This window comes from Streptomyces sp. 2A115 (assembly GCF_052245575.1).
Classification (GTDB): domain Bacteria; phylum Actinomycetota; class Actinomycetes; order Streptomycetales; family Streptomycetaceae; genus Streptomyces.
Window position 1 is genome coordinate 1 of sequence record NZ_JBQQCG010000022.1, and the last position, 26310, is coordinate 26310.

The 26310-nt window shown below is 69.5% G+C and carries 26 protein-coding genes and 4 pseudogenes; 16 read left to right on the forward strand and 14 right to left on the reverse strand.

Features of this window, described 5'->3' with window-relative positions; translation table 11 throughout:
- Positions 1-295 precede the first annotated feature (295 nt).
- Positions 296-427, reverse strand: a pseudogene (locus ACTWQR_RS20370) (universal stress protein); the annotation flags it as partial.
- Positions 428-682: 255 nt separating this feature from the next.
- Between ACTWQR_RS20370 and ACTWQR_RS20375 the strand changes: the two are divergent.
- On the forward strand, positions 683-1684 hold the full coding sequence (locus ACTWQR_RS20375; RefSeq protein ID WP_443228543.1) for a GerMN domain-containing protein: 1002 nt from the start codon (positions 683-685) through the stop codon (positions 1682-1684).
- A gap of 32 nt (positions 1685-1716) precedes the next feature.
- Here the strand turns inward: ACTWQR_RS20375 and ACTWQR_RS20380 are convergent.
- From ACTWQR_RS20380 to ACTWQR_RS20395, 4 genes and pseudogenes are all read right to left on the reverse strand, one after another.
- Positions 1717-2076: pseudogene (locus tag ACTWQR_RS20380) on the reverse strand (family 43 glycosylhydrolase); the annotation flags it as partial.
- Between the two features lie 112 nt (positions 2077-2188).
- A pseudogene (locus ACTWQR_RS20385) lies at positions 2189-2458 on the reverse strand (family 43 glycosylhydrolase); the annotation flags it as partial.
- Positions 2362-2571, reverse strand: coding sequence for a family 43 glycosylhydrolase (locus ACTWQR_RS20390; RefSeq protein WP_443228544.1), 210 nt, complete (start codon positions 2569-2571; stop codon positions 2362-2364). The gene ACTWQR_RS20390 and the pseudogene ACTWQR_RS20385, both read right to left, overlap by 97 nt.
- 242 nt (positions 2572-2813) lie before the next feature.
- A complete protein-coding gene (locus ACTWQR_RS20395) occupies positions 2814-3038 on the reverse strand; it encodes a hypothetical protein (protein ID WP_443228545.1) in 225 nt (74 codons plus the stop codon).
- Positions 3039-3217: 179 nt separating this feature from the next.
- Here ACTWQR_RS20395 and ACTWQR_RS20400 point away from each other — a divergent pair, with 179 nt between their 5' ends.
- Entirely contained in the window at positions 3218-4123 is a 906-nt protein-coding gene (locus ACTWQR_RS20400; protein WP_443228546.1) for a helix-turn-helix domain-containing protein, read from the forward strand.
- Positions 4124-4153: 30 nt separating this feature from the next.
- On the opposite strand, the gene ACTWQR_RS20405 is transcribed toward ACTWQR_RS20400, so the two are convergent.
- Both ACTWQR_RS20405 and ACTWQR_RS20410 read right to left on the reverse strand, forming a co-directional pair.
- Positions 4154-4969 carry an SAM-dependent methyltransferase gene (locus ACTWQR_RS20405; protein ID WP_443228547.1) on the reverse strand — a complete coding sequence of 272 codons (816 nt, stop codon included), beginning with the start codon at positions 4967-4969 and terminating at the stop codon, positions 4154-4156.
- A 151-nt stretch (positions 4970-5120) separates the two neighbouring features.
- On the reverse strand, positions 5121-5891 hold the full coding sequence (locus tag ACTWQR_RS20410; protein WP_443228548.1) for an SDR family NAD(P)-dependent oxidoreductase: 771 nt from the start codon (positions 5889-5891) through the stop codon (positions 5121-5123).
- 119 nt (positions 5892-6010) lie between these two features.
- On the opposite strand from ACTWQR_RS20410, the gene ACTWQR_RS20415 reads away from it, so the two are divergent.
- Both ACTWQR_RS20415 and ACTWQR_RS20420 read left to right on the forward strand, forming a co-directional pair.
- Complete coding sequence (locus tag ACTWQR_RS20415) at positions 6011-6664, forward strand: TetR/AcrR family transcriptional regulator (protein ID WP_443228549.1); 654 nt, start codon at positions 6011-6013, stop codon at positions 6662-6664.
- Between the two features lie 72 nt (positions 6665-6736).
- The gene (locus tag ACTWQR_RS20420; RefSeq protein ID WP_443228661.1) at positions 6737-6994 is read left to right on the forward strand and encodes an MmyB family transcriptional regulator; all 258 of its coding nucleotides are present in this window, start codon (positions 6737-6739) and stop codon (positions 6992-6994) included.
- A 267-nt stretch (positions 6995-7261) separates the two neighbouring features.
- On the opposite strand, the gene ACTWQR_RS20425 is transcribed toward ACTWQR_RS20420, so the two are convergent.
- The 3 genes and pseudogenes from ACTWQR_RS20425 to ACTWQR_RS20435 form a co-directional block, all read right to left on the reverse strand.
- Positions 7262-8074: a pectate lyase gene (locus ACTWQR_RS20425; RefSeq protein WP_443228550.1), complete on the reverse strand. Its 813-nt coding sequence runs from the start codon at positions 8072-8074 to the stop codon at positions 7262-7264.
- 107 nt (positions 8075-8181) lie between these two features.
- Positions 8182-8480: pseudogene (locus ACTWQR_RS20430) on the reverse strand (pectate lyase); the annotation flags it as partial.
- Between the two features lie 753 nt (positions 8481-9233).
- Positions 9234-9971: a glyoxalase gene (locus ACTWQR_RS20435; protein ID WP_443228551.1), complete on the reverse strand. Its 738-nt coding sequence runs from the start codon at positions 9969-9971 to the stop codon at positions 9234-9236.
- Between the two features lie 267 nt (positions 9972-10238).
- On the opposite strand from ACTWQR_RS20435, the gene ACTWQR_RS20440 reads away from it, so the two are divergent.
- The 5 genes from ACTWQR_RS20440 to ACTWQR_RS20460 all read left to right on the forward strand — a co-directional run bounded on the left by ACTWQR_RS20440 (position 10239) and on the right by ACTWQR_RS20460 (position 15473).
- On the forward strand, positions 10239-10685 hold the full coding sequence (locus ACTWQR_RS20440) for a MarR family transcriptional regulator (protein ID WP_443228552.1): 447 nt from the start codon (positions 10239-10241) through the stop codon (positions 10683-10685).
- A 51-nt stretch (positions 10686-10736) separates the two neighbouring features.
- The gene (locus ACTWQR_RS20445; protein WP_443228553.1) at positions 10737-12002 is read left to right on the forward strand and encodes an epoxide hydrolase family protein; all 1266 of its coding nucleotides are present in this window, start codon (positions 10737-10739) and stop codon (positions 12000-12002) included.
- 246 nt (positions 12003-12248) lie between these two features.
- Positions 12249-12551: a TrkA C-terminal domain-containing protein gene (locus tag ACTWQR_RS20450; protein WP_443228554.1), complete on the forward strand. Its 303-nt coding sequence runs from the start codon at positions 12249-12251 to the stop codon at positions 12549-12551.
- A 548-nt stretch (positions 12552-13099) separates the two neighbouring features.
- The gene (locus tag ACTWQR_RS20455) at positions 13100-14398 is read left to right on the forward strand and encodes an SLC13 family permease (RefSeq protein ID WP_443228555.1); all 1299 of its coding nucleotides are present in this window, start codon (positions 13100-13102) and stop codon (positions 14396-14398) included.
- 28 nt (positions 14399-14426) lie between these two features.
- Entirely contained in the window at positions 14427-15473 is a 1047-nt protein-coding gene (locus ACTWQR_RS20460; RefSeq protein WP_443228556.1) for an alpha/beta hydrolase family protein, read from the forward strand.
- 55 nt (positions 15474-15528) lie between these two features.
- Here the strand turns inward: ACTWQR_RS20460 and ACTWQR_RS20465 are convergent, their stop codons facing one another.
- A complete protein-coding gene (locus ACTWQR_RS20465; protein WP_443228557.1) occupies positions 15529-16590 on the reverse strand; it encodes a PucR family transcriptional regulator in 1062 nt (353 codons plus the stop codon).
- A 78-nt stretch (positions 16591-16668) separates the two neighbouring features.
- A complete protein-coding gene (locus ACTWQR_RS20470) occupies positions 16669-17145 on the reverse strand; it encodes a CBS domain-containing protein (protein WP_443228558.1) in 477 nt (158 codons plus the stop codon).
- A 257-nt stretch (positions 17146-17402) separates the two neighbouring features.
- Here ACTWQR_RS20470 and ACTWQR_RS20475 point away from each other — a divergent pair, with 257 nt between their 5' ends.
- From ACTWQR_RS20475 to ACTWQR_RS20490, 4 genes are all read left to right on the forward strand, one after another.
- Positions 17403-17981: an Rv1733c family protein gene (locus ACTWQR_RS20475; RefSeq protein ID WP_443228559.1), complete on the forward strand. Its 579-nt coding sequence runs from the start codon at positions 17403-17405 to the stop codon at positions 17979-17981.
- A 257-nt stretch (positions 17982-18238) separates the two neighbouring features.
- Positions 18239-19051 carry an HAD-IIA family hydrolase gene (locus tag ACTWQR_RS20480; RefSeq protein WP_443228560.1) on the forward strand — a complete coding sequence of 271 codons (813 nt, stop codon included), beginning with the start codon at positions 18239-18241 and terminating at the stop codon, positions 19049-19051.
- A gap of 575 nt (positions 19052-19626) precedes the next feature.
- Entirely contained in the window at positions 19627-20280 is a 654-nt protein-coding gene (locus ACTWQR_RS20485; RefSeq protein ID WP_443228561.1) for a hypothetical protein, read from the forward strand.
- A gap of 60 nt (positions 20281-20340) precedes the next feature.
- Positions 20341-21081, forward strand: coding sequence for a DUF1775 domain-containing protein (locus tag ACTWQR_RS20490; protein ID WP_443228562.1), 741 nt, complete (start codon positions 20341-20343; stop codon positions 21079-21081).
- A 76-nt stretch (positions 21082-21157) separates the two neighbouring features.
- On the opposite strand, the gene ACTWQR_RS20495 is transcribed toward ACTWQR_RS20490, so the two are convergent.
- Positions 21158-21517 carry an ArsR/SmtB family transcription factor gene (locus ACTWQR_RS20495; RefSeq protein WP_443228563.1) on the reverse strand — a complete coding sequence of 120 codons (360 nt, stop codon included), beginning with the start codon at positions 21515-21517 and terminating at the stop codon, positions 21158-21160.
- Between the two features lie 336 nt (positions 21518-21853).
- Here ACTWQR_RS20495 and ACTWQR_RS20500 point away from each other — a divergent pair, with 336 nt between their 5' ends.
- Positions 21854-23242: an MFS transporter gene (locus ACTWQR_RS20500; protein ID WP_443228564.1), complete on the forward strand. Its 1389-nt coding sequence runs from the start codon at positions 21854-21856 to the stop codon at positions 23240-23242.
- A 188-nt stretch (positions 23243-23430) separates the two neighbouring features.
- Entirely contained in the window at positions 23431-24165 is a 735-nt protein-coding gene (locus ACTWQR_RS20505) for a DUF899 domain-containing protein (RefSeq protein ID WP_443228565.1), read from the forward strand.
- A gap of 311 nt (positions 24166-24476) precedes the next feature.
- Here ACTWQR_RS20505 and ACTWQR_RS20510 read toward each other — a convergent pair whose 3' ends face one another.
- Positions 24477-25130 (reverse strand): DUF1326 domain-containing protein, encoded by a 654-nt coding sequence (locus ACTWQR_RS20510; RefSeq protein ID WP_443228566.1) that lies wholly within the window; start codon positions 25128-25130, stop codon positions 24477-24479.
- Between the two features lie 333 nt (positions 25131-25463).
- On the opposite strand from ACTWQR_RS20510, the gene ACTWQR_RS20515 reads away from it, so the two are divergent.
- Positions 25464-26309, forward strand: a complete 846-nt coding sequence (locus ACTWQR_RS20515; RefSeq protein WP_443228567.1) for a DUF2182 domain-containing protein — start codon at positions 25464-25466, stop codon at positions 26307-26309.
- Position 26310 lies beyond the last annotated feature (1 nt).

A 26310-nucleotide genomic window follows, 5' to 3' on the forward strand; every position in this document is an offset into this window, starting at 1 on the left:
CCCTCCCCCCCCCCTCCCCCCCCCGACGCTCCCACGGCTTGTACTCACGTGCGGCCGTCCGGAGATGTACGGCCCTTTCGGTAACATGCACGTCGCACCAGCCGTGCCGAGGGTCCTTGGTGGCGTGGGCATCCTGCGCGGCCTGGGCCACCCTCCACCGTCGACACCGCGCGGTCATGGCACCCGGCGGCGTACGTCCCGGGACAGTGCGCCGGGCCCGCCTTGTCTTCGGGAACCGCCCTACAGTTGGCGAAGCAGCCGCCTGTAGGGGTATGTACGGCCCACATGCCGAAGGTCAACCTCGCTGAGGGACGGCGACCGGGCACTCGGAATGACGCAGCAGGACGTGGGCGACCCTGACGAGCTGCAGACCGAAGTGGCCGTGCCGCCTCAGAGCGCCGACGACCTTCAGGCCGGTATCAGCCGACGTGACGGCGGCCGAGCCCTCGGTCCTCGCCCGGCCGCTGATCGGCGTGGCCTTCCTGCTGGTTGGCTGGGCCGAGGACGTGGCGGGCACAGTCCACCGCGCACGTGGCCACGACGGGAGCCCGTGGCTGATCCCGCGTCACCTGCGGCCGACTGGCCCGGGATCGGTGCCGTACGACCCATTCACCCATGCCCGTATGGCACTTGGGGCACCTGCTCCAGCGGGTGTTGCCTGGGATCGTTGGAGGAGGCTGACATGAGCACAGAGATCTCCACCAGGCGTCCGTCCCACCGGCCGCGTAGTGCGATGGTTCTCGCCGCGGCGGCCCTGCTGGCGTCGTCCACAGCGACCGCATGCGGAAGCGATGCCGCCACCTCCGGTGCGTCCTCCGATACCGGTCGGCCTAGCGCACCGGGCACCGGGGGCACCACCGGTGGCACCACCGAAAACGGCAACGCCGCTCCATGGCAGGGCAGTTCATCCGGGTCCACCTCGGGAACGCCCAGCACGCCCTCTACACCGACGACGCCCAGTAGCGGCCCGCGCCAGGTGCGCACCGCGGTGTACTTCCTGCACGGCGAGAAGGTCTCACCCGCGCCGCGCACCGTGACCGTGCCCACCACCGCAGCCGGCGCCCTGCGCGCCCTGCTGGACGGACCCAACCGCTACGAACGGAGCCACGGCCGCACCACGGCCATCCCGTCGGGCACGAAGCTCAACTCGGTCGTGGTCGACCGTCACATCGCGACGGTGGATCTGTCCGGGCGGTACGACGACGGCGGGGGGAGCCTGTCGATGCAGGCCAGGCTCGCCCAGGTCGTGTTCACGGCGACCCGCTTCCCATCCATCCACAAGGTGCAGTTCGAACTGGACGGCAAGCCGGTGACGGCTTTCGGTGGCGAGGGCATCATCCTCGAAGAGCCGGTGGGCCGGGCCGACTTCGAGGACATGTCGCCGCTCGTCCTGGTCGAGTCGCCGATGATCGGCGACACCATCCGCACCCCGGCCCGGGTGTGGGGTACCGCCAACACGTTCGAGGCGACCCTCCGGCTGAAGATCACCGATGCCGCCGGGCGCACAGTGGCCAACCCGTACGTCACAGCGACCTCGGGGACCGGAACCCGTGGCACGTTCGACGTGACGATCCCCTACAACGCGACCCGCTCGGGCGCCGGCCTGCTCACGGCGTACTGGGACTCGCCGGAGGACGGCCGGGCGGTGATCGAGGACACGGTGCCGCTGACCGTCAAACGCTGACAGCGACCCGCACATGACGGTGGGGCCTCCTCTCACGGGCCTCGTCGTCCGTGGGGCCGAGCGACGAGGTAGGCCAGGTACCACTGTCCGCCTTCGGTCTCCACCAGACTGCCGTGTCCTGCCTTCTGCAACCACAGGTCGGGGTGGTCGCGGGCCGTGATCAGCGGGCCTTGCGGGTCGCGGTCGTAAGGCCCCGTCAGGGTGCGCGAGCGGGCGACGGTGACCTGATGTTCGTAGCCCGTGCCGCCGTCCGCGGTGAGCAGGTAGTACCACTCGCCACGGCGGTAGAGGTTGGGGCCCTCGATCCAACCGGCCTGCGGCGGCAGCACGACAGGGACCGGTTCGCCGGTCGGGCGGCCTGCGGCACGGTCGTAGCGCCGCGCCTCCAGGCCCGCGGAACCGCCGTGTCCTGGACGCCAGTCGTGGACGCCAGTCGTGGACGATGTTCAGCATCCAACTCTCCGCACCGTCGTGGAAGAGGGACGCGTCGAAGCCACGGGCGTGCAACAACACCGGCTCCGACCAAGGGCCTTGGATCGATGGGGCGGTGACGAGGCAGTTGGGGCTGTCGGTGAAACCGCCCGTGTAGGTGGACACATCGCTGTAGAGGAGGTGGAACAGGCCGTCCGCGTAGCTGAGGTCGGGCGCCCACACACCGCCGGAGTCCGGACACCCCGTCAGGTCCAGCAGCCGCGTGCTGTCGAGGGCACCGCCGAGGGGCCGCCAGTGAACCAGGTCCGTGGAACGGTGCAGAGACGCACACCCGGGTACCACTCGAACGTCGACGTCGCCAGATAGAAGTCCGACCCCACCCGCAGGACGGACGGATCCGGGTGCGAGCCGGCCAGGACCGGGTTGCGGATGACGCCTGCCGACTGCTCCCGCATGTGGTGTTCCCTCGTCTGTTGCCCACTCCGGCGTGTGCCGGGTGATCATTGGGGACCGTAGTGTCGAATACGTTCGCGGGCAACGTGCGCAGCGGCCACTGGCGCGAAGCGCGCTTCACCGAGCGTGTCACTTGGTGAGCCGACGGCCGAGATGTCGGACCCTGCCCGTGGCCGGCCGACACATGGGCTGTTCGCACCGAGAGGCCGTCCCACGGGCTACCCCTGACACGCCGCCATTTCCATCAACAGGTCGCCCAGCCGCGGACCGCCGACGGGTCCAGTGCCAGGTCGTCACGCTGGCCGTCCGTCAGACCGGCGATCGCCTCGTCGAAATTCCGCGAGGAAAGGTCGATGATCCCCGCCGCTCCGGCTTCGGTTGCCCGGCGAGCCGTCTCGGCGGACAGGACCAGCGCAGTCGTTCGCGCTCCAAGTGCTCGCTCGCTCGTCCGCGTCAGGGAACGGCGCACCCCTCCGGCGGACGCGAGCCCATGAACCCGCCGCAAGTTATGGCCGGAGGGCTCCATCGGATCCCGCCGTCCAGCGGGGTCCACGCCGGCTCGAAGAGCATGTACCGGACAGCCCTTAGGATGGCTGGCCGCAGTGTTTGTACGCGTGCAGAGTTGCGTTCACCGCAGGGAGAATGCCCATGGGCACCAAAGAGGCCGCACGTACGCCGTCCGACAGCGGGGTCTTGGACGGCCGGTCGGTCGGCCCCATGGTGCCGCGCTTGTTGCTGGGCGCACGGCTGCGCAGACTGCGGGAGGACCAGCGCATCTCCCGTGAGGCCGCGGGTCATGTCATCCGCGCCTCCCGGTCCAAGATCAGCCGGCTGGAGGGTGGTCGCCACGGGTTCAAACTGCGTGACGTGGCCGACTTGCTCACTCTCTACGGAGTCACGGACGAGGCCGAACGCGCCACCTTGCTGACCTTGGCCGAACAGGCCAACGCCCCCGCCTGGTGGCAGTACTACAACGACGTGGTGCCCGCCTGGATGCAGGCCTACCTCGCGGCCGAACAGGCGGCGAGTCTCATCCGCTGCTTCGAGGTCCAACGCGTTCCCGGCCTCCTGCAGACCCCCGACTACGCGCGTGCCTCCGTCCGGCTCGCCCACCCGGGCGCTTCCGCGGAGGAGATCGATCGGCGGGTCGCGTTGCGGACGACACGCCAGCGGATCCTGCACCGGCAGCGCCCGGTTCAGCTCTGGGCCGTGATCGACGAGGCAGCGCTTCGTCGCCCGGTGGGCGGCATCAGCACGATGCGCGCCCAGCTCAGGCATCTCATCGAGATCTGCCAACTCCCGCAGGTCACCGTGCAGATCATGCCGTTCCTCGTCGGCGGCCACGCCGCGGAAGCCGGTCCGGTCACCGTCCTGCGTCTGCCCGGCGGTCAGTTGCCTGACGTGGTCTACCTCGAACAGCTCGCCACTGCCCTCTATCCCGACAAGCCCGCCGAGATCGAGTGCTACTGGGATGTCATGAACCGCTTGGTGGTCGAAGCCGAATCACCGGACGAGACTCCGACGATCCTCCATCGCGTCCTCCAGGAAACCTGATCCGAGACGTGGGCCGGCAGTCAGCGGGTTTCATCGCTTGAGGGCGACACCGCCGTACTGATGCACCTCCGCGGGGAGGCCCCAGGCGCTGGCGTCGGGACGCCACCGCGAACACGACGCAACCCCCGGTTCGAGCAGTTCCAGACCGTCGAAGTAGCGCGCGATCTGCTCCGGGCCGCGGAGGATGTACGGGATCGAGCCGCCCTCGTTGTACTGCTGGATGGCCTCGACGTAGGCCTCACTGGTGCTGGTGCTGTCGTATTGCACGAGGTAGCTGCCGGAGGGCAGGGCGGCGACCAGCTCCCGCACGATCGAGCGCGCCTCGTCGTAGTCCTCGATGTGCCCCAGGATGCCCATCAGCATGAGAGCGACGGGCTGGTCGAAGTCCAGCGTCTTCCCGGCTTCCCGCACGATGGTGCTCGGATCGCGCAGGTCGGCGTCGACGTAGTTGGTGACGCCTTCCGGGGTGCTGGTGAGCAGCGCGCGGGCGTGTGCCAGCACCAACGGGTCGTTGTCGACATAGACGATCCGGCATTCAGGGGCTACCCGCTGGGCGATCTGGTGGGTGTTGTCCACATTGGGCAGTCCGGTGCCTATGTCCAGGAACTGCCGGATGCCTTCCTCAGCGGCCAGATGGCGAACGGCACGGGCGAGGAAGTACCGGGCGGCGCGGGCTCCGGTCTCGATACCGGGGAAGATCTCGCGGAACGCGTCACCGGCCACACGGTCGACCTCGTAGTTGTCCTTCCCACCCAACCAGTAGTTCCAGATCCGAGCCGACTGCGGCACGGAGGTATCGATCTTGGAGAGCGCCTCCCGCTCGGAGTTCTCTGCCTCATCAGTCATGGACGCTCCTGCGTGTACGTAGTGTGAGAACCACGAAACCGTCGAACACCAGTCGTGGACGCCCACGTTATTCCCCACGACTCGCCTCATGTGAATCGCCGGCCACAACCTGCCCTGTTTGGCTGGCCGTTGGCTTGTTTGCCTCCTGTAGTCAGACCGCCGCCCATCCGTTGTCCACCGGCAGAATGACGCCGTTGACGCTGCTGGCCGCGTCGGACGCGAGGTAGACGATGGCGGCGGCCTGCTCCTCGGGCGCGGCGACGCGACCCATGTTGCCCATGTGCCGCATGAGGACGGACGGCCCATGGGCCTCCCGGTCGATGCCGGCGTCGGCAGTGATGCCTGTCGCCGTGCCGCCGGGGGCGATGGCGTTGGCGCGGATGCCCTGATCCCGGTACATCACCGCGAGGGACCGGGTGAGCCCCAGGACTCCGTGCTTGGAAGCGGTGTACGCGGCGCCCGCCGCGCTGCCGCGCAGCGCCGCCTCGGACGCGGTGTTGACGATGACTCCGCTTCCCGCGGCGAGCATGTGCGGCAGAGCCGCCCGCGCCATCAGGAACGGCGCCGTGAGGTTGACGCGCAGGACCCGCTCCCACACGGCGTCGGTGACGTCTGCCACCGCCGACATGTCGTCCATGATGCCCGCGTTGTTGACCAGGACGTCGACGCCGCCGAAGACGCCCAGCGCGCCGGCCACTACCTCGTCGACCACCGCCGGGTCACTCAGGTCTCCCGTGACGGCGATGGCCGTTCCGCCCCCGGCCTCGATCTCGCTGACGACGCCCTTGGCCGCTTCGGCGTTCAGGTCGGCGACGACGACATTCGCCCCTTCCGCCGCGAAGCGCAGAGCGGTGGCGCGGCCGATGCCGGCCGCGGCTCCGGTGACGATGACGCTCTTACCGGACAGGCCTGTGGTGCTCATGGGACCTCCCTTGCCTGAGGCGCTGGTGCGGCGTCACGGTACTCCCCTGTGTCGTTGTGCGCCATGCTGTCGCAGTGCGCCATGAATTAAGATCGTCGCGCTGAGGCGAGGAGGGCTGGATGGCCGGGCGACCCGGTGGGGGCGCGGGGCGACCGCCGTTGGCGGAACGGCGCCGTGAGGCGACGCGTATGGAGATCGCCGACGAGGCGGTCCGGCTCTTCGTTGCCCGGGGTGTGGCGGGAACCACCGCGGAGGACATCGCCTCGGCCGCCGGGGTGTCCACACGCACCCTGTGGCGCTACTTCCACTCGAAGGAGGAGTGCGTGCGCCCCCTGCTCACCGCAGGGCTAGACCAGCTGACCGAGCGCCTACGGGACCACTGGAGAGGAAACTGCTCTCTCAGCCGGGCGATCTCGGCCATGGACGACCCCGGCGTGGTCGTCGCGCAGCACTTGGTAACACTGCGCGACCTCGTCCGCCTGAGCCGTGACGAGCCCGGAGTGCGCGCCGTCTGGCTGGAGACGCACTTCGACGCTGAAAATGTGCTCGCCGGTCTGATCGCCGAGGCCACCGATCGCTCGGAGGACGATCTGGAAGTCCGCCTCGAAGCGGGCATGATCAACACCACGCTGCGCATCGCGGTCGAGCACTGGGCCTCGCAGCCCCACGAGCCGACGGGTCCGCCGCTCGGCGCAACCCTCGGTCACGCGCTGCGGGTGATCACCAGGTTTTTCGAAACCGACGCTTCCACGGCCCGGGCCGGAACCGGATAATCCGCTCCGACTCCGAGCCGTCGACTCTCGAACTCCAAGTCAACGACGCCCTCTGACACGATGTCGGCCCAGATGGCGTGGTCCGCGCCGCGACCACTTTCGGAAGGCCCCGCTCGAGGCGGCGAACTCACCCTCGGCTACCAGTCCATGCAAGTGGCAGGCACCCCCGGCCACCGCCTGGTCACGTACTGCGCCGAACCAGGCACCCCCGACCACGACGCGATGATCCTGCTCGACCTGCTCGGGCAGCAGCGGCCGCCGAAGAGGACGCACGCACACGCGGGCCCATCGGCTGCTGTGGCGGACAAGCCCGCCTCTCCCCCGTCCTGACCGTCCCCCTGCCTGTCAGCCGGTCGACCGCTGACACCTGACTCCTGACTCCTGACGTCTGACGCCTATCGCTGACACCTGACTCCTGACTCGTGACGACCGGCTGACCCGACTGACCCGACTGACCCGACTGACCCGACTACCGGAACGCGCTCGGCGGCCGAGCGAACCTCCAGGGGAAGGAAGGTTCGTTCGACCGCCGAGACGTCGGCTCACCTGAATCGCGTCACGTACACCGGCTCACCTGTACGCGTCACCTGCACCGGCTTACCTGTAGGTGATGTCCGAGCTGGAGTACAGGCAGTTGGTGCTGTCCGGGCCCGTGCCGACCGCGGTGTTGTTGTTGTACTTCTGGCAGGGAACGACCTTCCGGCCGGAGTCGTTGCGGATCGTGATGCCACGCAGCGTCGCCACGTCATTGCGGTTGACGTTGATGCCGACGAGCCGCGCCGTGGATCCCGTCCCGGTCACGTCGATGGTGTTGAGGTTCACCTTCCGCGTGTACTGCGTGGAGCAGTCCCCGCAGGAGCGGTAGAGCGTCTTGAACTCCTGCACGGCGAAGTTCGAGATGTTCAGCGTGCCGCCGCCGTTGTGCTGGAAGACCTTGTCCGCGGCCTTCTTCGCGCCTCCGCCGCTCACGTTGTACGTGGCGCCCGTGCCGCCCCGGAAGGTGGCGGCGTCCTCGCCGACGTCCTCCCACCAGACGTTCTGCAACGTGCAGCTGCCGTAGCAGTGGATGCCGTCGGCGCCCGGCGCGCCGATGATGACGTTCTTCAGCACCGCGCCGTCGGCGAGCCTGAGGATCGGGTCCTGGCCCTCCTCCTGGCCGTCGCCGGCCAGGTCGCCGGTGCCGTAGAAACGCTTCATCCCGTAGTCCTTGGTACCGGACACCTGGATGGTGGCGGACACGCCCTCGCTGCTGGTGGGGGTCGGCCAGGTGGCGGCGCTCGCCCCGGTCAGCCCGCTACCTGACATGATCATGCCAACCGTAAGACCGAGTGCGCCCAGGCCGCCGATCAACGTCTGGCGCGAGGATTTCCCGCGTAACTGCCGCATACGCGGCCGTGCCTGTGAAGTCATGTCCCGATTCCTTCTTCTGTCGATGGGGAGGAGGAAGGTCAGAGCTTTCCGGCGCCCGCTCCGGACGTCACCGAGGCGACGACCGACGAGGCGGGTTCGGCGGTGTAGCCGTGGATCGTGGTGTTGGAGCCGATGTCGACCTGCCCGGAGAGCGAGATCAGTCCGCTCACCTTGACGACCTTCGCCGCGTTACCGGTGACGGCCGTCTTGAAGACGGCGAGCGAGGAGACGGTGACGGCGTTCGGCCGCCGCCGCCAGTGGTACCGGCGCCGAAACCAATGGGGGAGGTTTCGGCGGCGCCCGCGGACTGCGGCAGGACGACGGCGGTGGTGATCGCGAGAGCGGCTGCCGCGACCGTCGGGAGGACCGGTCTCCTGGGGGTGGCGCGTGGGGGGCGAGTACGCATGGGGGTGCGTCCCTTCCGAGAGCGTTCCATCCTTCAGATACATGAACGACGTACGTCATTTGGATCGCCTTGCGAGCGCAGCGCCACGGATGCGGCTCCGGACGGCATCCCGAGAAGTGCACGTTCCCAGGCCAAGCCGCCTCCGGCATCTGACATCTCATATACGAGGTGTCAGGAGCGGGTCACGCTGCTGAACGGGAAACGTAGGGGGCAAGCGCTTTCTAGTCAACGCTTCGCGCAGAACGCATCCGGCCAACTCCGGTAACGCGCAGAGAAACGCACCTCAACGCTGTGGCTGCGCCTCAGTGCCGCGCGGGCGTCACTCCGGGCACAGCAGGGTCCGGCGACGAGGACGGGAGGCCGAGCCGCGCGGACACATGCGACGCACACGACGAAGAAACGGTTGGGACGCGTCCCAACCACGCGAACACGCCTCAAATACTCGAACTCGTCCCCCAACCACTCGGCTACCGGGGACGAACCGCCGGGCAATCTGCGGCGTACGCGGCCCGATGACCCTCCATCAGCCGCCCGGCACGCACGACGGGCCGACCACTCCCTGCCAGGGGCACCTCGGAGTACAGGGAGAGGCAACCTCAGCGGCGGCCCGAGTTCGCCCGCCGGTGCACCACTCGTCCGGGCCGCCTCTGAGAACCTCACTTACCTGATGGCGCCTGCCTCACGCCGCGAACTCCACCCCGCGGCACCCCGGTTGAGCAGGACCCCAGTACGCGCGGTCACCAGTACGGGCGGTCAGGAGTCCCCCGTGTTGTCGTCGGAGGCCGCAGGTCCCGGCGTCAGCCACCCCGTCAGGAGTTCGACGTTGCGCAGTTCGCTCTCCACTCGCCGCCGCTCCGCGTCGGTGAGCCGGATCGTCTCCAACTCCCCGATCCATTCGTCGATCTTGTCCGGTTCCTCCAAGGCGGTCGCGAGTTCGACCAGGGTCGCCAGGGCCAGCGCCCGATCGACGGCCGAGGCCTGCGGTCCGTGCCTGCGCAGCGCCGAGTTGACCGTTCTGAACGCCGCACGGTCGTCGTTCTTGAACTCGCGGAAGATACGGGCGTTGTCGAGGGCCTTCGCCAGTCCGTGCAGCTTCTTGGAACCGCCGTACGCCAGCTCCGCCGGTTCGTCCCGCTGAATGAAGATGAGCGAGTTGCCGGACGGGTCGACCAGAGTGAAGCGGGTCTGACCGGGGCGGAAGCGCGTGATGCGCGGACGCCCCGTGGCCAGGACCTTGCCGTAGGCGGCCCGCATGCCCTGGGTGAACGCCGCGTGATACGGCGCGACCGTGTCGACCATGACCAGACAACAGCCGCCGTCCTCCCGGCTCGGCTCGTGCCCCTGGGGCGCCCTGCCGTAGTGCACCTCGAAGCCGCTCCAGCTCAGTGCGAGATAGAGGTACGGCTTCGTCTGCTCGTAGGTGGCCTCGAAGCCGAGGGCCCGGTAGAACTCCAACGTCTCCTCCACCGCCGCGCACGGCAGTACAGGCACCGTCGTCTCATTTGCGTACGTCGTCTCCGGCAACAGTCCCCCACCTTGTCCAGCTGGTTCCCAGGTCTCTCAGGACACCCGGCGCCTGCGCACAGCGGCGCGATCGGACCTCGAACGTACGCTTCGGCGCGGTCACTAGTCAAAGTTTATTAGCTTGCGTGATGCGCGCCTGCCCCGGAACCCGACCAGGGCCCTGCGAACGACCCGTGGAGTCGCCCGTCCGAAACTACATAAGCAATTTAAATAAATCAGCGATATATTGGCGCCATGGTCCCACGCAGCCCACAAGACCTCGACGCCGACGGCCTCGCCACCGTGCTGGGGAGGTTCACCAGGGCCTCCATCCGGCTCCCCGCCGCCGAGAAGCACAGCTTCACCACGCTGTCGGTCCTGCACACACTGGCCCACCTGGGCCCCATGCGGCTGACCGCGCTGAAGGTGACCGAGCAGATCACCCAGCCCGCGATCACCCAACTCGTCCAGCGGCTGGAAAGGGACGGGCTGGTGGAGCGCCGCGCGGATCCCGAGGACAGGCGCGCGGTACTCGTCCAGGTGACCCCGGCCGGTGCGGGGATCATCCGGACCCGGCACCAGGAGCGCGTCCGCCGGTTCGCGGAACTGGCCGAAACCCTGACTCCCGACGAACGGCACGCCATCGGCGCCGCGCTGCCCGCGCTGGCACGGATGGCCGCGCTCATGGAGGCCGAGAGCTGACCCGCGACACGGCCGCTTCCCCCTGTCCCGTCCCACCACGGAAGGATTCCCATGGCAGGCACCGCCCGCTTCCCGCTGGACCCCGCTCCCCTGCACGTCCCCGACGCCGTGCTGAACGACCTCAAGGCGCGGCTGCGCCTCACGCGGTGGCCCGACGACTCGGGCAACGACGACGGCTACTACGGCGTCAGGCGTGGCTACCTCCAGGAACTCGCCGACCACTGGCTCCACCGCTACGACTGGCGCAAGGCCGAAGCCGCGATCAACGCCTACGAGCACTACCAGGTGAGTGTCCGGGGCGTCCCGGTGCACTTCATGCGTCGGCCCGGCGTCGGCCCCGCTCCCACGCCGCTCATCCTGACGCACGGCTGGCCGTGGACCTTCTGGCACTGGTCCAAGGTCGTCGACCCGCTCGCCGACCCCGCCGCCTTCGGAGGAGACCCGGCCGACGCGTTCGACGTCATCGTGCCTTCCCTGCCCGGCTTCGGCTTCTCCGCTCCCCTGCCGGACCACCCCGACATGAACTTCTGGAAGGTCGCCGACCTCTGGCACACCTTGATGACCGACACGCTCGGCTACGAGAAGTACGCCGCCGGCGGTTGCGATGTCGGCGCCCTCGTCACCGGCCAGCTCGGCCACAAGTACGCCGACGAACTGCACGGCATCCACATCGGCTCCGGCCAGAAGCTCACCTTCTTCAACGGTGACCGGGCCTGGGACCTCAGCGGCGGCCGGCCGATCCCCGAGGGCCTGCCCGAGCCCGCACACCGCCAACTCGTCTCCCTGGAGCGGCGCTTCGCCGTCCACCTGGCCGCCCACATGCTCGCCCCCAGCACCCTCTCCTACGGGCTCAGCGACTCGCCGGTCGGCCTGCTCGCCTGGATCCTGGAGCGCTGGGACAAGTGGAGCGAGAACCACGGTGACGTGGAGAACGTCTTCTCCAAGGACGATCTCCTCACCCACGCCATGATCTTCTGGGTGAACAACGCCATCGGGACGTCGATCCGCTACTACGCCAACGCCAACCGCTACCCCTGGACTCCCTCCCACGACCGCCGACCGACCGTCGAAGCCCCCACCGGCATCACCTTCGTCGGCCACGAGAACCCGCCCGGCGTCACCACCTCCGAGCAGCGGATCCAGAGCTGGCTGTCGAGCGACCGCGCCGACTGGTACCACCACATCAACCTCACCGCTCACGAGCGCGGCGGCCACTTCATACCCTGGGAGATCCCCGACGCCTGGGTCGACGACCTGCGCCGCACCTTCCGGGAATGCCGCGTGCCCTCGAACGCCGGCCGGCGTCCTCGCAGGTAGGTGCGCCCGGGATCTTGGCGAGTTTTCGATGCCGGACATCCGAGAACCGCGGATACGTAGCCAGCCGGGGAATGGACAGCGACGTGGCGAGACAGGTGACACGGGCATGGCGGCGGCCGTCGCAGGCGGCGATCAACGGCTCGCCGTCATCGGCCTCGGCCGCTTCGGCAGCCCTCGCGCCACATCTGGGCCAAGGCCATCAGCCGCCGGCGCGGCCAGATCCTCGACGGCCTCGGAGTCCACCCCGTGGTGCTCCTCGATCATGAGACGGGCGAGCGCGTCGCCCACCTGGTCACCGGCCGAATGCTGGACTTCGTCGAATTCGACGACGACCACGCCCTGGTGAAGACGGTCGCCCCGGCCGTCGCCACCGGCATCCCGCTCGGCCAGAGCCACGTCCGCAGCACGTACGGCGTCACGGTCGTGGCAATGAAACGCCCCGGCGAGGACTTCACGTACGCGACCGGCGAGACCGTCGTCCAGAAGGGCGAGGTCATCGTCGTCACCGGCAAGACCCACGCGGTGGACGTCTTCGCCGAACTCAGCTGAACCACTGGGGCTCTGAGGCTCTGAGGCTCCGGTCGGGCAGCGGACGCCATCCTCTGGATTTCCGGAATCCGGCAATGTCACAGCGCCCATCGTGCGTAATGGCGATCTATTAAAGACGCGTCAAGGGCCTGTAAGGTTCCCACCGGTGTGCCGGGAAGCCTGGTCGGCGAGTAGGGGATCACTCTCTCTTCCGATCGGGGTCCGGCCGTGGTGCTCATCGTGGTCTTCGGCGTCGTACTGCCACCGGCCGTGATCGGCCTCGTACGCTTCCGGCTGCCGGCCACCGAGCCGACGTTACAGCCGCTACTGCCGCTGGCGATCAGCGTGATCCTGTACGCCACGTGCCGCCTCACTCGCGCCAACCCACTACCTCGCGGCGCTGGCCGAGCTGGGGGATTTCGCGGCGCTGCTGGTGTTCGGCGCGCTGCGCAATCCGTGGCTCTTCCGGGGCCTGCCGGTGGGCGGCCACGTCATCGCACTCGCCCGTTCATGACCACGGACCACCCGTTCATGACCATGAACCACATTGAACGACTCATCGGAGGATCGTGAACGGCTGGCAGAGCTGGGCCGCGATCGTCGTTTTCGTGACGACGTACGGACTGATCATCAGCGAGAAGATCCACCGTGTGGCGGCCGCGCTCGGCGGCGCCGCGCTGATGCTGGCGATCGGCGCGACCGACGACGCGTCGGCCTTCTACTCCGAGCACAGCGGCGTCGACTGGAACGTCATCTTCCTGCTCATGGGCATGATGATGATCGTCGGCGTGCTGAAGAAGACCGGCATGTTCGAGTATCTGGCTATCTGGTCGGTGAAACGGGCCAGGGCCAAACCGTTCCGAGTCATGGTGATGCTCATCGTCATCACCGCGTTCGCCTCGGCCATGCTCGACAATGTCACCACCGTGCTGCTCATCGCGCCGGTCACCCTGCTGGTGTGCGAGCGGCTGTCCCTGCCGGCGGCGCCCTTTCTGATCGCAGAGGTGTTCGCCTCCAACATCGGCGGCACCGCGACCCTGGTCGGCGACCCGCCGAACATCATCATCGCCAGCCGCGCCGGGCTCAGCTTCAACGACTTCCTGGTCCATCTCGCCCCGCTGTCCGCGGTGTTGACCGTGGTGCTGATCGGGCTCTGCCGTTTCCTGTTCCGTAAATCGTTCGTGTATGACGAGGCGCGCGCCGCGGAAGTCATGGAACTGGAGGAGCGCGAGGCCATCAAGAACCCGCGCATGCTCGTCCAGGGACTCGTGGTGCTCGCCCTGGTCGTCGTCGGCTTCGTGCTTCACCCGGTCCTGCACTACGAGCCGAGCGTGGTCGCGCTGCTGGGCGCGGGCCTGCTCATCGCCATCTCGACCGCGGAGACCGGCGAGGTGCTCGGTGAGGTGGAATGGCCCACTCTGGCCTTCTTCGCGGGCCTGTTCATCATGATCGGCGGACTGATCGAGACCGGCGTCATCGGTGAGGTCTCCACAGCCCTCGCCGAGGCGATCGGCGACAACGAGCTGGGGGGCTCGATGCTGATGCTCAGCTCCTCCGCCGTGCTGTCGGGCATCGTCGACAACATCCCGTACGTCGCCACCATGGCGCCCATCACCAGCGACCTGGTCCAGGCGATGGGCGGCTCCGGCGACCACGTCATGTGGTGGGCCCTGGCCATCGGCGCCGACCTCGGCGGCAACGCCACCGCCATCGGCGCCTCCGCGAACGTGGTCGTCCTCGGCATCGCCGAGCGCAACCGACAACCCATCACCTTCTGGCAGTTCACCAAGTACGGCCTGGTCGTCACGGCCGTCACCGTAGGCCTCTCCCTCCTCTACGTGTGGCTGCGCTACTTCGCCCTCGCCTGACCGAAGGCTGCCGGAGACAATGGACCGCATGCGATGGCAGGGCATGGCCGGCATCGCCGCCGGGCTCGTGTTGGTGGCCGCGGTCGGCTGCACCGGGGGCGGCGACAACGACGCCGCGCGCACGGACGCGCCGACGTCGGCCCGAGCCACGACCGAGGACCCCAGCCGGGCGCCCACCCCGACTTCGACTCCGACGCCCACGGCGGCCAGCCCGGTGTCGATCCCGGGCCTGATCGCGCGCGAGCACCGGGGCTCCGACCTCCGGCTCGGCGACGTACTCGACCGGACCGGCACATACACCCGGTACGCGGTGACCTACGAAGCCAACGGGCTGACGATCTCGGGAATCATGAACATCCCCGAGGGCAAGGGACCCTTCCCGGCACTGGTGCTGGCGCACGGCTACATCGACCCGGCCGTCTACACCAGCGGCCGCGGGCTGGCGCGGGAGCAGGACCTGCTGGCCCGCAACGGCTATGTGGTCCTGCACAGCGACTACCGCAACCACGCCCGCTCCGACGACGACCCCGACAACGACGTCAACCTCCGCCTCGGCTACACCGAGGACGTCATCGGCGCCGTCATGGCGCTGCGCTCGTCCGGCCGCCCGGAGATCGACGACGAACGGATCGGCCTGCTCGGACGGTCGATGGGCGGCGGCGTCGTGTACAACACGCTGGTCGTGGCGCCCGGCCTCGTCGACGCCGCCGTGGTCTTCGCACCGGTGAGCTCACGTCCGGCCGAGAACATCGACCGCTTCCAGCGCAGTGACGGCGACCCGGTCGTCGCGCAGATCGAGGCGAAGCACGGCACTCCCAAAGAGAACCCGACCTTCTGGAAGGAGGTCTCGCCCATCACCTACGTCGACCGGGTGACCGAGCCACTCCTGATCCACCACGGCACCGCCGACGCGTCGTGTCCCATCGCCTGGTCGAGGCAGACCACCGCCGCGTTCGAGGCGGCGGACAAGGACGTCGAGCTGCGAGTGTACGAGGGCGAGGGCCACACGTTCGCGCCTCGATGGCCGGATTCGATGGACATGACGATGGACTTCTTCGAGCGGCACCTCCGCTGACCTGTTGCCGCCTTCAGGCTGAGGCCCCAGGAACGCGCCTTCTGGGGCCGGCCCGTCACACCTCCTTCTCCGGCCAGCCCAGCAGCCTCGCGCCGATCACCGCGGTCTGCAGGGTGTAACGGTGCACGGGATCCGCCGGGTTGGCGCCGGTGAGCTTCTGTATGCGCTCCAGTCTGTACGTCAGGGCGCGCACGCTCAGATTCAGGCGACGGGCCGCCTCGGCCGCGACGCACCCTGTGTCGAAGTACGCGGTCAGTGTGTCCATGAGGGTGACCGCGCCACCCCGCGCGGACCGCAGCGGGCCGAGGGCGTTGAGCACGAGGTCGGCCATGGCCTGCCGGTCTCGGGTGAGGACCGGGTAGACGAGGAGGTCGGCGGCGTACAGTACGGGTTCCTCGAGGTCCAGTCGGGGAGCCAGATCGAGGGCGTTGAGGGCTTCCTCGTAGGAATGGACGACGCCTCCGGCACCGGGGTGAGGGCGTCCGATGGCGACCTGACCGCCGTCGGTGACCGCGTGCGCCTGCTTGGCGAAGAACGTCAGCACTTCTTCCTGGTCGCTGGGCGCGATGCAGATGAGCCGCCCCTCCTTGGTGGTGAGCAGGATGCGCCGCTCACCGAACCGGCTGACGAGTGCGCTCTCCACGTGCCGGGTGGCCGGATGGGTGTCGTCGACGTGTTCGCGGCTCTGGGCGACGGCGACCACGTGGGCCCGGGAGAGGAGCAGGCCGAAGCGTACGGCGCGCTCGGCCAGGCGGCCCAGATCGCTGCGGCCGTAGAGCAGGTCGTCGATGAACTCCCGGCGGACGGCCTCCTCTTGGCGCACGGCGAGCTTCTGCGCCCGCTCGTGTCCTTCGGCGAACGCGTCCACCGCCTGCTCGACCGCGGGAAGCAGACGGTCCATCTCGGCGGACGTGAGGTGGGGCCGGGCTTCGCGAGTCGCGGCAAGGTGTCGGCGTACGAGGACCCGCAGCCCGTAACCCGCCTCCGCGGCCCGCTCGCCCTGAACACGCAGTGACTCCAACTCGTCCCGGGAGAGGAGGCGACCGGTGGCACAGACGTCGGCCAGTATCTGTGTGTACCCCGCCAGATACTCGTCGGGGATCTCCGGCCGTGTCACGCGTTCTCCTCTGTGATGCTGTGTCCTTGATGGTGCGCTGCCCCCGCAAGCTCACGAGGCCGCAGATGCCGGCCGTGGTCACGCGGTAGTCGCCGCCCCCGCCGCGCCCAGAAGTTCATGGAGAAGGTGCGAGGCCGTGATCACACCCAGCAGATGCGTGCCGTCCTTGGCTTTCTCCGCCACCGCGACGAGAGGGCTGCGCACCTGCGCCATCAGCGCCGCGACTTCCAGGGCGGTGTCGTCCGGGGCGGCGATCGGCGGTGGCTCCGCCTTGCTGGACAGGACATCGCCGACGCGGCGGCCGGTCAGTGCCTGGCAGAGCCGATCGGCGTGCTTCTCGTCGACGACCGAGGCGAGCGTCGGGTCCTCGATCACGTAGGCGGGAACCAGCACCTTGATCATCTGGGAGGCGGGCAGGATCGCCTTCGGCTCGCCGCGCTCGTCGAGCACCAGCAGGCCGGGCAGTTTGTGCTCGGCCATGAGCCGAGCCGCCTCCATGGCATCGCTGTCGACGCTCACCGTTTCGTATCCGACCGCCAGGTCCCGAGCACGCACGATCGGCTCCTCCAGCTGCTTGAAACGTCCCTGTACCCAGCGTCGTACACGTTCAGCGCGTGGCCAGGTCATTGACACGAAACATACGCCGCGGTCCGTGATGAGGGCGGATCACGCCACTCTCATTACCATTCGCGACCATCCATTACCGCCAGTGATCGCCATCTTTGGTCGAACTCTGATCGGTTGGGGCCGTTCAGCCTCTCCCGTAGCACACTGGAAGTGTGCTGTCGGTGCTCACAAGGGGGTGTCGACCGATGGCTGAGTCACGGCGTACGAGGGTGCGGTTGTGGCGGTGGCGGCGTAACCCGCTCAGGCGGCGCAGCGACGTCATCGAAGCCTGGGTCGTGCTCGCCGGGTTGCTGCTCGCTGTGGTGGGCGGCCTGCTCGCGGGCCTTGTAGCGGCGGGTGCGGTTGAGCGCGCCGCCGATCGGCAGCGGGCGCAGAGCCGCGCCGTATCGGCCGTGCTCGCCGAGGACGCGGAGGACAAGGCGCCCGCCAGGGCAGTGAGCGACCACCGGGTGTGGGCCACGGTGCGCTGGACCGCGCCGGACGGTTCGACGCGCACGGATGAGGCCCGGGTACCGGCCAGGACCCAGTCCGGGGACCGGATCAAGGTATGGGTCGACGAGAGCGGAATCACGACAGCGCCCCTGACCGACGGGGAGGCACGGATCCACGCGGCCTTGGGCGGTGTGCTGGCCGCGACGGGTGGGGGCGCGGTAATGCTGTGTGCCACCTGGGTGGTGCGTGCTCGCCTGGACGGGCGGCGTATGGCGCAGTGGGACGCGGAGTGGGAGCGGATCGACACGCGGTGGGGGCGGAAAACCGGCTGACGTGCGACATCGACCCCGCATCGGGGCCTTCGCCTACTCCTTCGTAGCGACTGCGGGACAGGGCCCCTTCGAGGCCATCGCCCGCTGGCCTGATGCCCGCGACTTCTCCCTTGTCCCGCGGCTTGTGTCCTGCGGCCTTGCGTCCTGCGGCTTGTGCCGTGCGGCTTGTGCCGTGCGGCTTGTGTCCTGTGTCCCGCGGCTTGTGCCCTCCGCCTTGCCTTCGGCGCCGCGTCGCGCTCCATGGGTATCGTCCTGCCATGGAGTCGGTACGTGCGGTCCTGATCGACATCGACGGTGTGCTCACGGTCTCGTGGAAGCCGTTGCCCGGCGCCGTCGAGGCGCTGCGGCGGATCCGCGAATCCGGTCTCGGTGTAGCGCTGCTCACCAACACGACGTCCCGGACCCGTGCGTCGATCGCCGAGAGCCTGGCCGGGGCGGGCTTCCCCGTGGACGCCGAGGACATCCTCACCGCACCCACCGTCACCGCGGCGTATATCGCCGAGCACTTCCCGGACGCCCGGTGCGCGCTGCTGAACAGCGGTGACATCGGTGAGGACCTGGCCGGTGTCACGGTGTTCGGCGAGGCCGACGCGGACGCCGGCCACGACACCGTCCCCGATGTGGTCATCGTGGGCGGCGCCGGTCCCGAGTTCGACTACACCGCGCTCAACAGGGCCTTCGGCCATCTCCAGAGAGGCGCCCGCCTGGTCGCCATGCACCGCAACCTCTACTGGCGTACCGACCGGGGCCTGCAACTCGACACCGGCGCGTTCCTGATCGGCCTGGAGCAGGCAGCCCGCACCGAGGCCGAGATCACCGGCAAACCGGCACCCGCGTTCTTCGAGACAGCGCTGGCCCGCCTCGGAGTCGACCCCGGCCAGGCACTGATGGTCGGAGACGACATCGAGTCCGACGTCCTGGCGGCCCAACGCACCGGCGTCACCGGCGTCCTCGTCAAGACCGGCAAGTACCTCCCCGAAACACATCAGGCAGCCACCGGCGACCCCGACCACGTCCTGGACTCCATCGCCGATCTCCCCGCCCTGCTGGCATCCGCCGACCTCCGCTGACCGACGGACCGGTCATGGTCGCGCCGAGGCTGAGGAGCCGGCCGATCGCGGTCAGCAGAGAGAACGCGACGGTGACCGGCACCCCGCCCGTGCCGTGGCGCTGCTGGCCGCCTGGCTCACCACACGTCTGCTCGTACGCCCCCTGCATCGGCTCTTCCCCGACCAACCCGCGCCGGCGTCCCGGTCCGCCGGTCCGCTGTCGAACCGCTGCCGAACGGTGACACCGGGTCTGACTGGACGGTTGTAGTCGGCCGAGCACGGGGGGGCGGTCGTGGTCGCGTCGCCGTGCGGATGGTTCCGGCGTCGGGCTGTGGCTCGACGTCCGAGGCGTGGGCAGGGCGGCCCAGAGCGGCATCCCCGTCGCCGCCTGCCCAGCGCGCAGTCCGCATGGGGCAGGCGAGGCGGTGATGCACCGTGTCATGCGGTCCAGGGTTGGTGGGCAGGGGCCCCGGTCCATCCGGCAGGCAGGCGGGCAGCGGGCAGCCGCAGATACCCCGCCGACCGGCTGGAGCCACCCACCTCTTTCCCGGATCCGCCTGCCAACCGTCCGGGCGATGCCTCATGATGATCGGGCCATGCACCAGCCGCTCACGACCTCTCCCGCGCCACTGCCCGTTTTCCGGGCCGCGGTCTTCGCCGTCGTCGGCACGGTGCTGGGGGTGAGCGCCCACCATCTGATCGCCGAAGGACCGGTGCCGTGGCCACCGAGCATGATGGCGGCAGCGGCGCTCTTCGCCTTGGGGCTCGTCGGCACACGTCGCCCGCGCTCCCTGGTCACGGTCGTGGCCTCCAGCGTGCTGGCGCAGAGCGGCCTGCACCTGTGGCTGACACTGACCGCGCACGCCCATGACGCGGCGGTCATGACCATGAGTCATCGCGGTGAGTACGCCGACGACGCCCATACGGCCTGGCAGGAGCGCCTGCACGATTCCGCGGCCATGACCGCGGCACACGCCCTGGTCGCCGTGCTCGTCGCCGTCCTACTGCACCGTGCGGACGCGGCGTGCTGGTCGTTGACCCGCGGTCTCACATCGGCACTCGACGCGGTGCGGACGCGGCTTGAGGCCGTGTGGGCCCTGCTGGCCGGACGGCCGACGGACGCGATGCGACCCGCGCTACCGGTTCTCGCACCGGCCGGGGCCGAGCGGCCACCGCCCTTGGGCCCGATCCTCGCGGATGTGGTGGTACGGCGGGGTCCCCCGCCGACCGGGCTGGAGCTCGTCATCTGACTGACCCTGCGGGGACGCCTGTTCGGCCGCCTCCGCCATCCCCCATGCCTGGAGACACCCATGGCCCGCATCACCCGGCCGCGCACCGCGCGACGCCTGACCGTCGCGACCGCAGTCGCCGCAACCGCCATACTGCTCACCGCCGTTCCCGCCGCCGCCCACGTGGAGGTCGAGTCCGACAACGCCCAGGCCCTCGCGGAGAACGTCACCCTCGAATTCGCGGCCGAGTCCGAGTCCGCCACCGCCGGGATCACCGAGCTGCGCGTCGTCCTGCCCGAGGGCATCGCCCCGGCCGACGTGACGTACGGCGAAGGGCCCAAGGGCTGGAAGTTCACCGCCGAGGACGACGGATACACCGTCAAGGGCCCGGCCGTGAAGGTCGGCGGAGACGCCGAGTACTCCGTCGTCGTACGCCAGTTGCCGGACGTGAAGGAGCTGGCGTTCAAGACGCTGCAGACCTACAGCGACGGCAAGATCGACCGCTGGATCGAACTGGGCGAGGCCGGCGCCGACGGTCACGGCAACGAGGCCCCGGTCCTCGATCTCAAGGCCGCCGCGCCGGGCGCCAAGCCGGTCAGCCCCTCTCCCAGCGAGAGGGAAAGCCCCTCCGCGTCACCGACACAGACAACGGCCGCCGAGGACACCGCGGCCTCGCCCTCCCCGCACGCCGAGGCCGAGTCCGCGAGCGACGACGACGGCGGGCTGTCCACGAGCGCCTGGGTCGGCATCGCCGCGGCGGTTCTCGTCGTGATCGCGGCGGTGTTCTTCGTCGTACGCCGCCGGGGTAGCGCACAGCAGTAAACCGAAGGCCCTTCCACTCCGGCCTGTTCGGGGTGAAAGGGCCTTCGTTCGCGGCACCACCGCGGGGCACTACGGCTCAGTCGTGCGGTGCCTTCCCGCTCACCCGGTGGTCGGCGTGGCTCAGCGCCTCCATGACCAGGCGCCGCAAGTGCCCGTCGTGCAGGCTGTAGTAGATGTGCCGGCCCTCGCGGCGCGTGTCCACGAGACCGGCGAGCCGCAGCTTCGCCAGGTGCTGGCTGACGGCCGTCCGCGACGCCTCGCAGCGCTCGGCGAGTGAGCCGACGTCGGACTCCTCCTGCGCGAGCAGCCACAGCAGATGCAGCCGGGTCGCGTCCGAGAGCAGCGCGAACACCCCGGTCGCCTCGGCGAGCCGCGCACTGTCCGGAGCGCGCAGATGCCCGTCGGGTGCAAGTGGCATGAGGTTGCGTTCGGGCATGGGCCCAGCCTAGGGGGTGCTTGGACAGTCCGGCACGGCACCCGGCGCCCGGCACGCGCCGCCACCCTCGAACCGGCCGAAAGCCCAAGTACGTCCAGTGCGAGGGCTTTCGGCCGGCACTCACCCAGCCTTCGGCCGGGGCCCCCAGAGCACGCACCGGACACCGCGGGCACCACACGGGACTTTCGAAACACCAAACACCCCCAGAGCCAGCCGGCCGGGGCGCACGGACACCGGTCAGCCGGCACCTTCCCGTCTTCATGTGCGCAAGTGCGCACATGAAGGCTACACTCGGAGGCGCCGACCCGACCGCCGTGGCCAGGGAGAGACCGCCGCATGCTCGCCGTCCTGCGCAACCGCACCTACCGCCGCCTCTTCACCGCCCAGGTCATCGCCCTGGTCGGCACCGGCCTGGCCACCGTCGCGCTCGGTCTGCTCGCGTACGACATCGCCGGCTCCGACGCCGGATCGGTGCTCGGCACCGCGCTCGCGATCAAGATGGTGACCTACGTCCTGATCGCCCCGGCCATCGGTGCGACAGCCAACCGGCTGCCGCGCCGGGCGCTGATGGTGACGACGGACCTGACCCGCGCCGGGGTCGCGCTGTTCCTGCCCTTCGTCGACCAGGTCTGGCAGGTGTACGTCCTGGTTTTCCTGCTCCAGTCCGCCTCGGCCGCGTTCACCCCGACGTTCCAGGCCGTCATCCCCGAGGTACTGCCCGAGGAGCGCGACTACACGCGGGCTCTGTCCATGTCGCGGCTCGCGTACGACCTGGAGAACCTCCTCAGCCCGGCGCTCGCCGCGGCCCTGCTGTCGGTCATCGGTTACAACTGGCTGTTCACCGGCACCATGCTCGGCTTCCTCGCCTCGGCGGCCCTGGTCGTCTCCGCCGCCCTGCCCAAACCGACGCCCACCGCCCCGCGCACCGGCAGCGCCTACGCGAAGGCCACGGCAGGCACCCGCCTCTTCCTCGCCGTCCCGCAACTGCGTGCGCTGCTCGCCCTGGACCTCGCGGTCGCCGCCGCCAGCGCGATGGTCACGGTGAACTCCGTGGTCTACGTACGCGACGTGCTGGGCCTGTCCACTGGGGCGGTCCCGCTCGCGCTCGGCGCCTACGGCGCGGGCTCGATGATCGTCGCGCTTCTCCTGCCGCGCCTCCTCGACAAGGTCTCGGACCGCGCCGTGATGCTTTGCGGCGCCCTGCTGCTCTCGCTCGTCTTCGCCACACTCGGCGCCATTTCCACCGCCCCAAGCGGCAGTTGGCGCTGGCCCGCACTCCTGGCCACCTGGGCGGCATTCGGTGCCGCCTGCTCCATGGTGCTCACACCGACCGGGCGGCTGGTGCGCCGCTCGGCGCTGCCCCAGGAGCGTACGGCGGTGTTCGCCGCCCAGTTCTCGCTCTCGCACAGCTGCTGGCTGCTGACGTATCCGCTGGCCGGGTGGCTGGGCGCGACGGCCGGGCTCCCATGGGCCGTGCTCTGCCTGGGCACGATCGCCCTGGCCTCGGCGCTGCTAGCGGTGCGCTTGTGGCCGTCGCGGGCCGCGCGACACACGGTCGCGGAGGCCGGTGTGGAGCACGAGCACACCGGCCTCGACGCCGGGCATCCCCACCTGGCCGGCGCCCGGCGAGGCGCCGCGGTACCGACGGCCACGGCCATGGTGGCAGTGAGTCGTGCTCGGGGGCAGCCCACGGGCGCGACGGCCGGCGACCTGCCCCCGCGATGAGCGTCGTCGCGGCGAGCCAGGCGAAGGCACCGGCCAGGCCGGTGTCAGCCGTAGCTGCCTCGAAGACCCGCCGCCGCGCGCGTACGGTGGAAATGAGGCCGGACGGGTGCGTCGGTGCAGGCACTGCCGGCAGCCGCTGCGCGACCGCAAGCGCCGGTGGTCTGCTCCCGCGCAGGAGGGAGAAGGCGATGCCCGAGCACAGGGTCGGCACACAGGAGGAATTCGAGGCGGCCCGCCAGGAGCTGCTCGCGGAGGAGAAGGAGCTCACCCGGCGCGGCGACGAGCTCGCGCGGAAGCGGAGAGAGCTTCCCTGGGTGCGGGTCGAGAAGGGCTACAGCTTCCAGACCGAGGACGGCACCAAGTCGCTCGTGGACCTCTTCGACGGGCGCTCACAGCTGCTCATTTATCACTTCATGTTCGGTCCGCCGTACGAGGCCGGATGCCCGGTCTGCTCCTCGATCGCGGACACCCTCGACCCCAACGCGGTTCACCTCAACGCGCGCGACGTGACGCTGATCTGCTCCTCGCGGGCGCCGCTCGACAAGCTCCTCGCCTATCGGGAGCGGATGGGCTGGAGCCTCGGCTGGGTCTCCTCCGGCGGCGGTGATTTTCACCGCGATCTCGGCTTCCAGTACACCGAGGAGGAGCTGAGGGGGTTCCTCGATGGCGAGATCCCGCCGACCGTGAGCCAGATGGCAGAGGCGACCGGCACGGACGTGCTCGGGTACGTCACCGAGGGGCCCGGGCTGAGCGCCTACGCGCTCTCGGACGGCACCGTCTACCGGACGTATGTCACCACCGCGCGCGGACTCGAGCCTGCCATGGCCTACTACGGCCTCCTCGACCGGACGCCGAGGGGCCGCCACGAGGAGGGCGCGGAGATGTTCTGGCTGCGCCGCCACGACGAGTACGGCAAGACCTGAATGGCCGTCCGGTCCCGACCTTCACGCGGGGATCTACATCCGGTCCCGACCTTCACGCGGGGATCTACATTCCGCCTCCGCCCGGCGGCACCAGTGCCCGGCCCCAGAACACGCCCGAGTGACACACAACGGACCACTGACGGCCGCCTTGCTCCGGGAACGGGGCTGGGAGGCCGGGGGTGGCAAGGTCGGGCTCAGCTCCGCGGAACGAGGGCTCGGACGGTCCGCCCATCGATGCCGCTGTGGAGGCCATCGGGGACAGGTGGACGTTCGGCCTGCACTCCGGTCGGGCATGGAACAGGGTCGCTCGGTCAGTCCGGGCCGCTCCAGTCGAACGGGAAATGCTTGCTGGACTTGCCGCTTCGGTCCCAGCTGAAGCCGAAGGCGTCGGCCTGGTCCGTCGTGGCACGGCCCCACGTGGCGATCTGGCCCGGGCCGACCTCGGCACCGCCGGCGTTGTGGACCTGCACCCGCGCGCCGGCGGGTGTGGTGGGACCGGCGAGGGCCTCGGCGCGGGCGGTGACGTGGCCGGGAACCTCGACGCTCCACGACCCCAGGTCGTCGTCGATCTCCACGATGACGGGGGCGACTTGCATACCGCGCACCTCGAAGGGGGCGAGCTGGTTGAACTCCTTCGGCCAGCCACCCGCCTCACCGCTGAAGATCGTGCCGAGCGCGGCACGCTGCTGGTCGTCGGCGCGCTCGTCGACGAAGAAGGCGGCGTACGAGTCCGTGGCCTCGCCCGCCCAGATGTTCCCCGTGAAGGACCCGAGCATCAGGAAGTTCAGCCCGTCGAGCCGGACGTCCCCGTACCGGCCCTCGCGTATGTGCCAGACGAGCACCCCGTCGCAGTCGCCCTCGGTCGGGGGCTGGGCGAACGTGCAGGGGCAAGGGATGGCGCATTTGCAGGTGTCGAACCAGTCGCCGACCAGGCGCCAGGCCGGGCTGGTGGTTGCTTCGGTCATGTCGCTGCCCTCCAAATCCCGTTACCGCAAGGTTCCAGGAGCGACGAGGCTGTCCCCGCGCAGAGCCCGCCGGCCACGACGGCGGAGCGGCCTCATCTCCAGCATGCGCCTGCCCGGCGAGGAGCCCCGGTCCTGCGCAGGGCCGCCGCACGGGGTAGGTCCGGTCACCACCTGGAGCAGCCGCTTCCCAGCCTTCCGCTTTTGAGGCTTGCGATTCTGTGCTCTGCTGGAGATGGCTGCGCGGTACTCGCCGCACTTCCCGGCGTTTCGCAGCCCCGGAGCTGCGCGGGCCACTGCGCTCATCGGGCCGTGGGCGACCTTGGGAGGCGTGCCATGCCCAGTCTCCGGTTCGCTCCGCCGGCACCCACCCGGCCGGGAGTGCTGCTGCTGAGGCGTGAGCTGGCTCTCGGCTGGGTTCTCCTGGTGCTGATCGCCGCCCTGGCCTGGCTGCTCACGGTCGCACAGTCCCGCGACATGGGGATGGAGCCCGGCACCATGGGGCTGGCACTCCCGCTCTTCCTCCTCCTGTGGGTGGTCATGATGGCGGCGATGATGCTGCCGTCGCTGGCGCCCGTCGCCCTTACCTGGGTGCAGGCGATCCGCCGCAGCACCGCGGGCCGCGTCCGGGCCCTGCGCACGGCCGAGTTCGTCGGCGGTTACCTGCTCGCCTGGACGGGGTTCGGGCTGCTCGCATACGGGGCCCTGGCCGCGACCGGGCGCATCGTCGACAACGACCCGGGCGCGGGCCGCTGGATCGGCGCGGGCGCGTTCCTGCTCGCGGGACTGCAGCAGTTCGGCCCGCTGAAACGGGTCTGCCTGCGGCACTGCCGCAGCCCGATGTTCCAGCTGCTGCGGTACGCGCGCTTCCGGCCGTGGGCGAAGGATCTGCGGGTGGGCGCGCACCACGGTCTCTACTGCGTCGGCTGCTGCTGGGGCCTGATGATCGTCCTGATCCCGCTCGGCTTCATGAACGTGGCCGCGATGGCGGGACTGGCCTCGGTGATCTTCCTGGAGAAGCTGTGGCGCGGCGGCCCCTGGCTCAGCTGGGCGGTCGGTGTCGTCTTTCTCGTCCTCGCCGTCCTCGCCCCGTTCCAGGACTGGCTGCTGCCCGGCCTGGAGATGTCCGACCCGTCGATGGACCAGATGTCGATGGACCGGATGCGGGGTCGGACGCTCTGAT

Coding starts and splice junctions, on each gene's coding strand:
- ACTWQR_RS20515 (WP_443228567.1), top strand. CDS start 25,464: ATGCCCAGTCTCCGGTTCGCTCCGCCGGCACCCACCCGGCCGGGAGTG.
- ACTWQR_RS20495 (WP_443228563.1), bottom strand. CDS start 21,517: ATGCCCGAACGCAACCTCATGCCACTTGCACCCGACGGGCATCTGCGC.
- ACTWQR_RS20405 (WP_443228547.1), bottom strand. CDS start 4,969: ATGACTGATGAGGCAGAGAACTCCGAGCGGGAGGCGCTCTCCAAGATC.
- ACTWQR_RS20500 (WP_443228564.1), top strand. CDS start 21,854: ATGCTCGCCGTCCTGCGCAACCGCACCTACCGCCGCCTCTTCACCGCC.
- ACTWQR_RS20480 (WP_443228560.1), top strand. CDS start 18,239: ATGGAGTCGGTACGTGCGGTCCTGATCGACATCGACGGTGTGCTCACG.
- ACTWQR_RS20415 (WP_443228549.1), top strand. CDS start 6,011: ATGGCCGGGCGACCCGGTGGGGGCGCGGGGCGACCGCCGTTGGCGGAA.
- ACTWQR_RS20490 (WP_443228562.1), top strand. CDS start 20,341: ATGGCCCGCATCACCCGGCCGCGCACCGCGCGACGCCTGACCGTCGCG.
- ACTWQR_RS20440 (WP_443228552.1), top strand. CDS start 10,239: ATGGTCCCACGCAGCCCACAAGACCTCGACGCCGACGGCCTCGCCACC.
- ACTWQR_RS20505 (WP_443228565.1), top strand. CDS start 23,431: ATGCCCGAGCACAGGGTCGGCACACAGGAGGAATTCGAGGCGGCCCGC.
- ACTWQR_RS20425 (WP_443228550.1), bottom strand. CDS start 8,074: ATGACTTCACAGGCACGGCCGCGTATGCGGCAGTTACGCGGGAAATCC.
- ACTWQR_RS20485 (WP_443228561.1), top strand. CDS start 19,627: ATGCACCAGCCGCTCACGACCTCTCCCGCGCCACTGCCCGTTTTCCGG.
- ACTWQR_RS20400 (WP_443228546.1), top strand. CDS start 3,218: ATGGGCACCAAAGAGGCCGCACGTACGCCGTCCGACAGCGGGGTCTTG.
- ACTWQR_RS20445 (WP_443228553.1), top strand. CDS start 10,737: ATGGCAGGCACCGCCCGCTTCCCGCTGGACCCCGCTCCCCTGCACGTC.
- ACTWQR_RS20420 (WP_443228661.1), top strand. CDS start 6,737: ATGGCGTGGTCCGCGCCGCGACCACTTTCGGAAGGCCCCGCTCGAGGC.
- ACTWQR_RS20475 (WP_443228559.1), top strand. CDS start 17,403: ATGGCTGAGTCACGGCGTACGAGGGTGCGGTTGTGGCGGTGGCGGCGT.
- ACTWQR_RS20460 (WP_443228556.1), top strand. CDS start 14,427: ATGCGATGGCAGGGCATGGCCGGCATCGCCGCCGGGCTCGTGTTGGTG.
- ACTWQR_RS20510 (WP_443228566.1), bottom strand. CDS start 25,130: ATGACCGAAGCAACCACCAGCCCGGCCTGGCGCCTGGTCGGCGACTGG.
- ACTWQR_RS20375 (WP_443228543.1), top strand. CDS start 683: ATGAGCACAGAGATCTCCACCAGGCGTCCGTCCCACCGGCCGCGTAGT.
- ACTWQR_RS20390 (WP_443228544.1), bottom strand. CDS start 2,571: ATGCGGGAGCAGTCGGCAGGCGTCATCCGCAACCCGGTCCTGGCCGGC.
- ACTWQR_RS20410 (WP_443228548.1), bottom strand. CDS start 5,891: ATGAGCACCACAGGCCTGTCCGGTAAGAGCGTCATCGTCACCGGAGCC.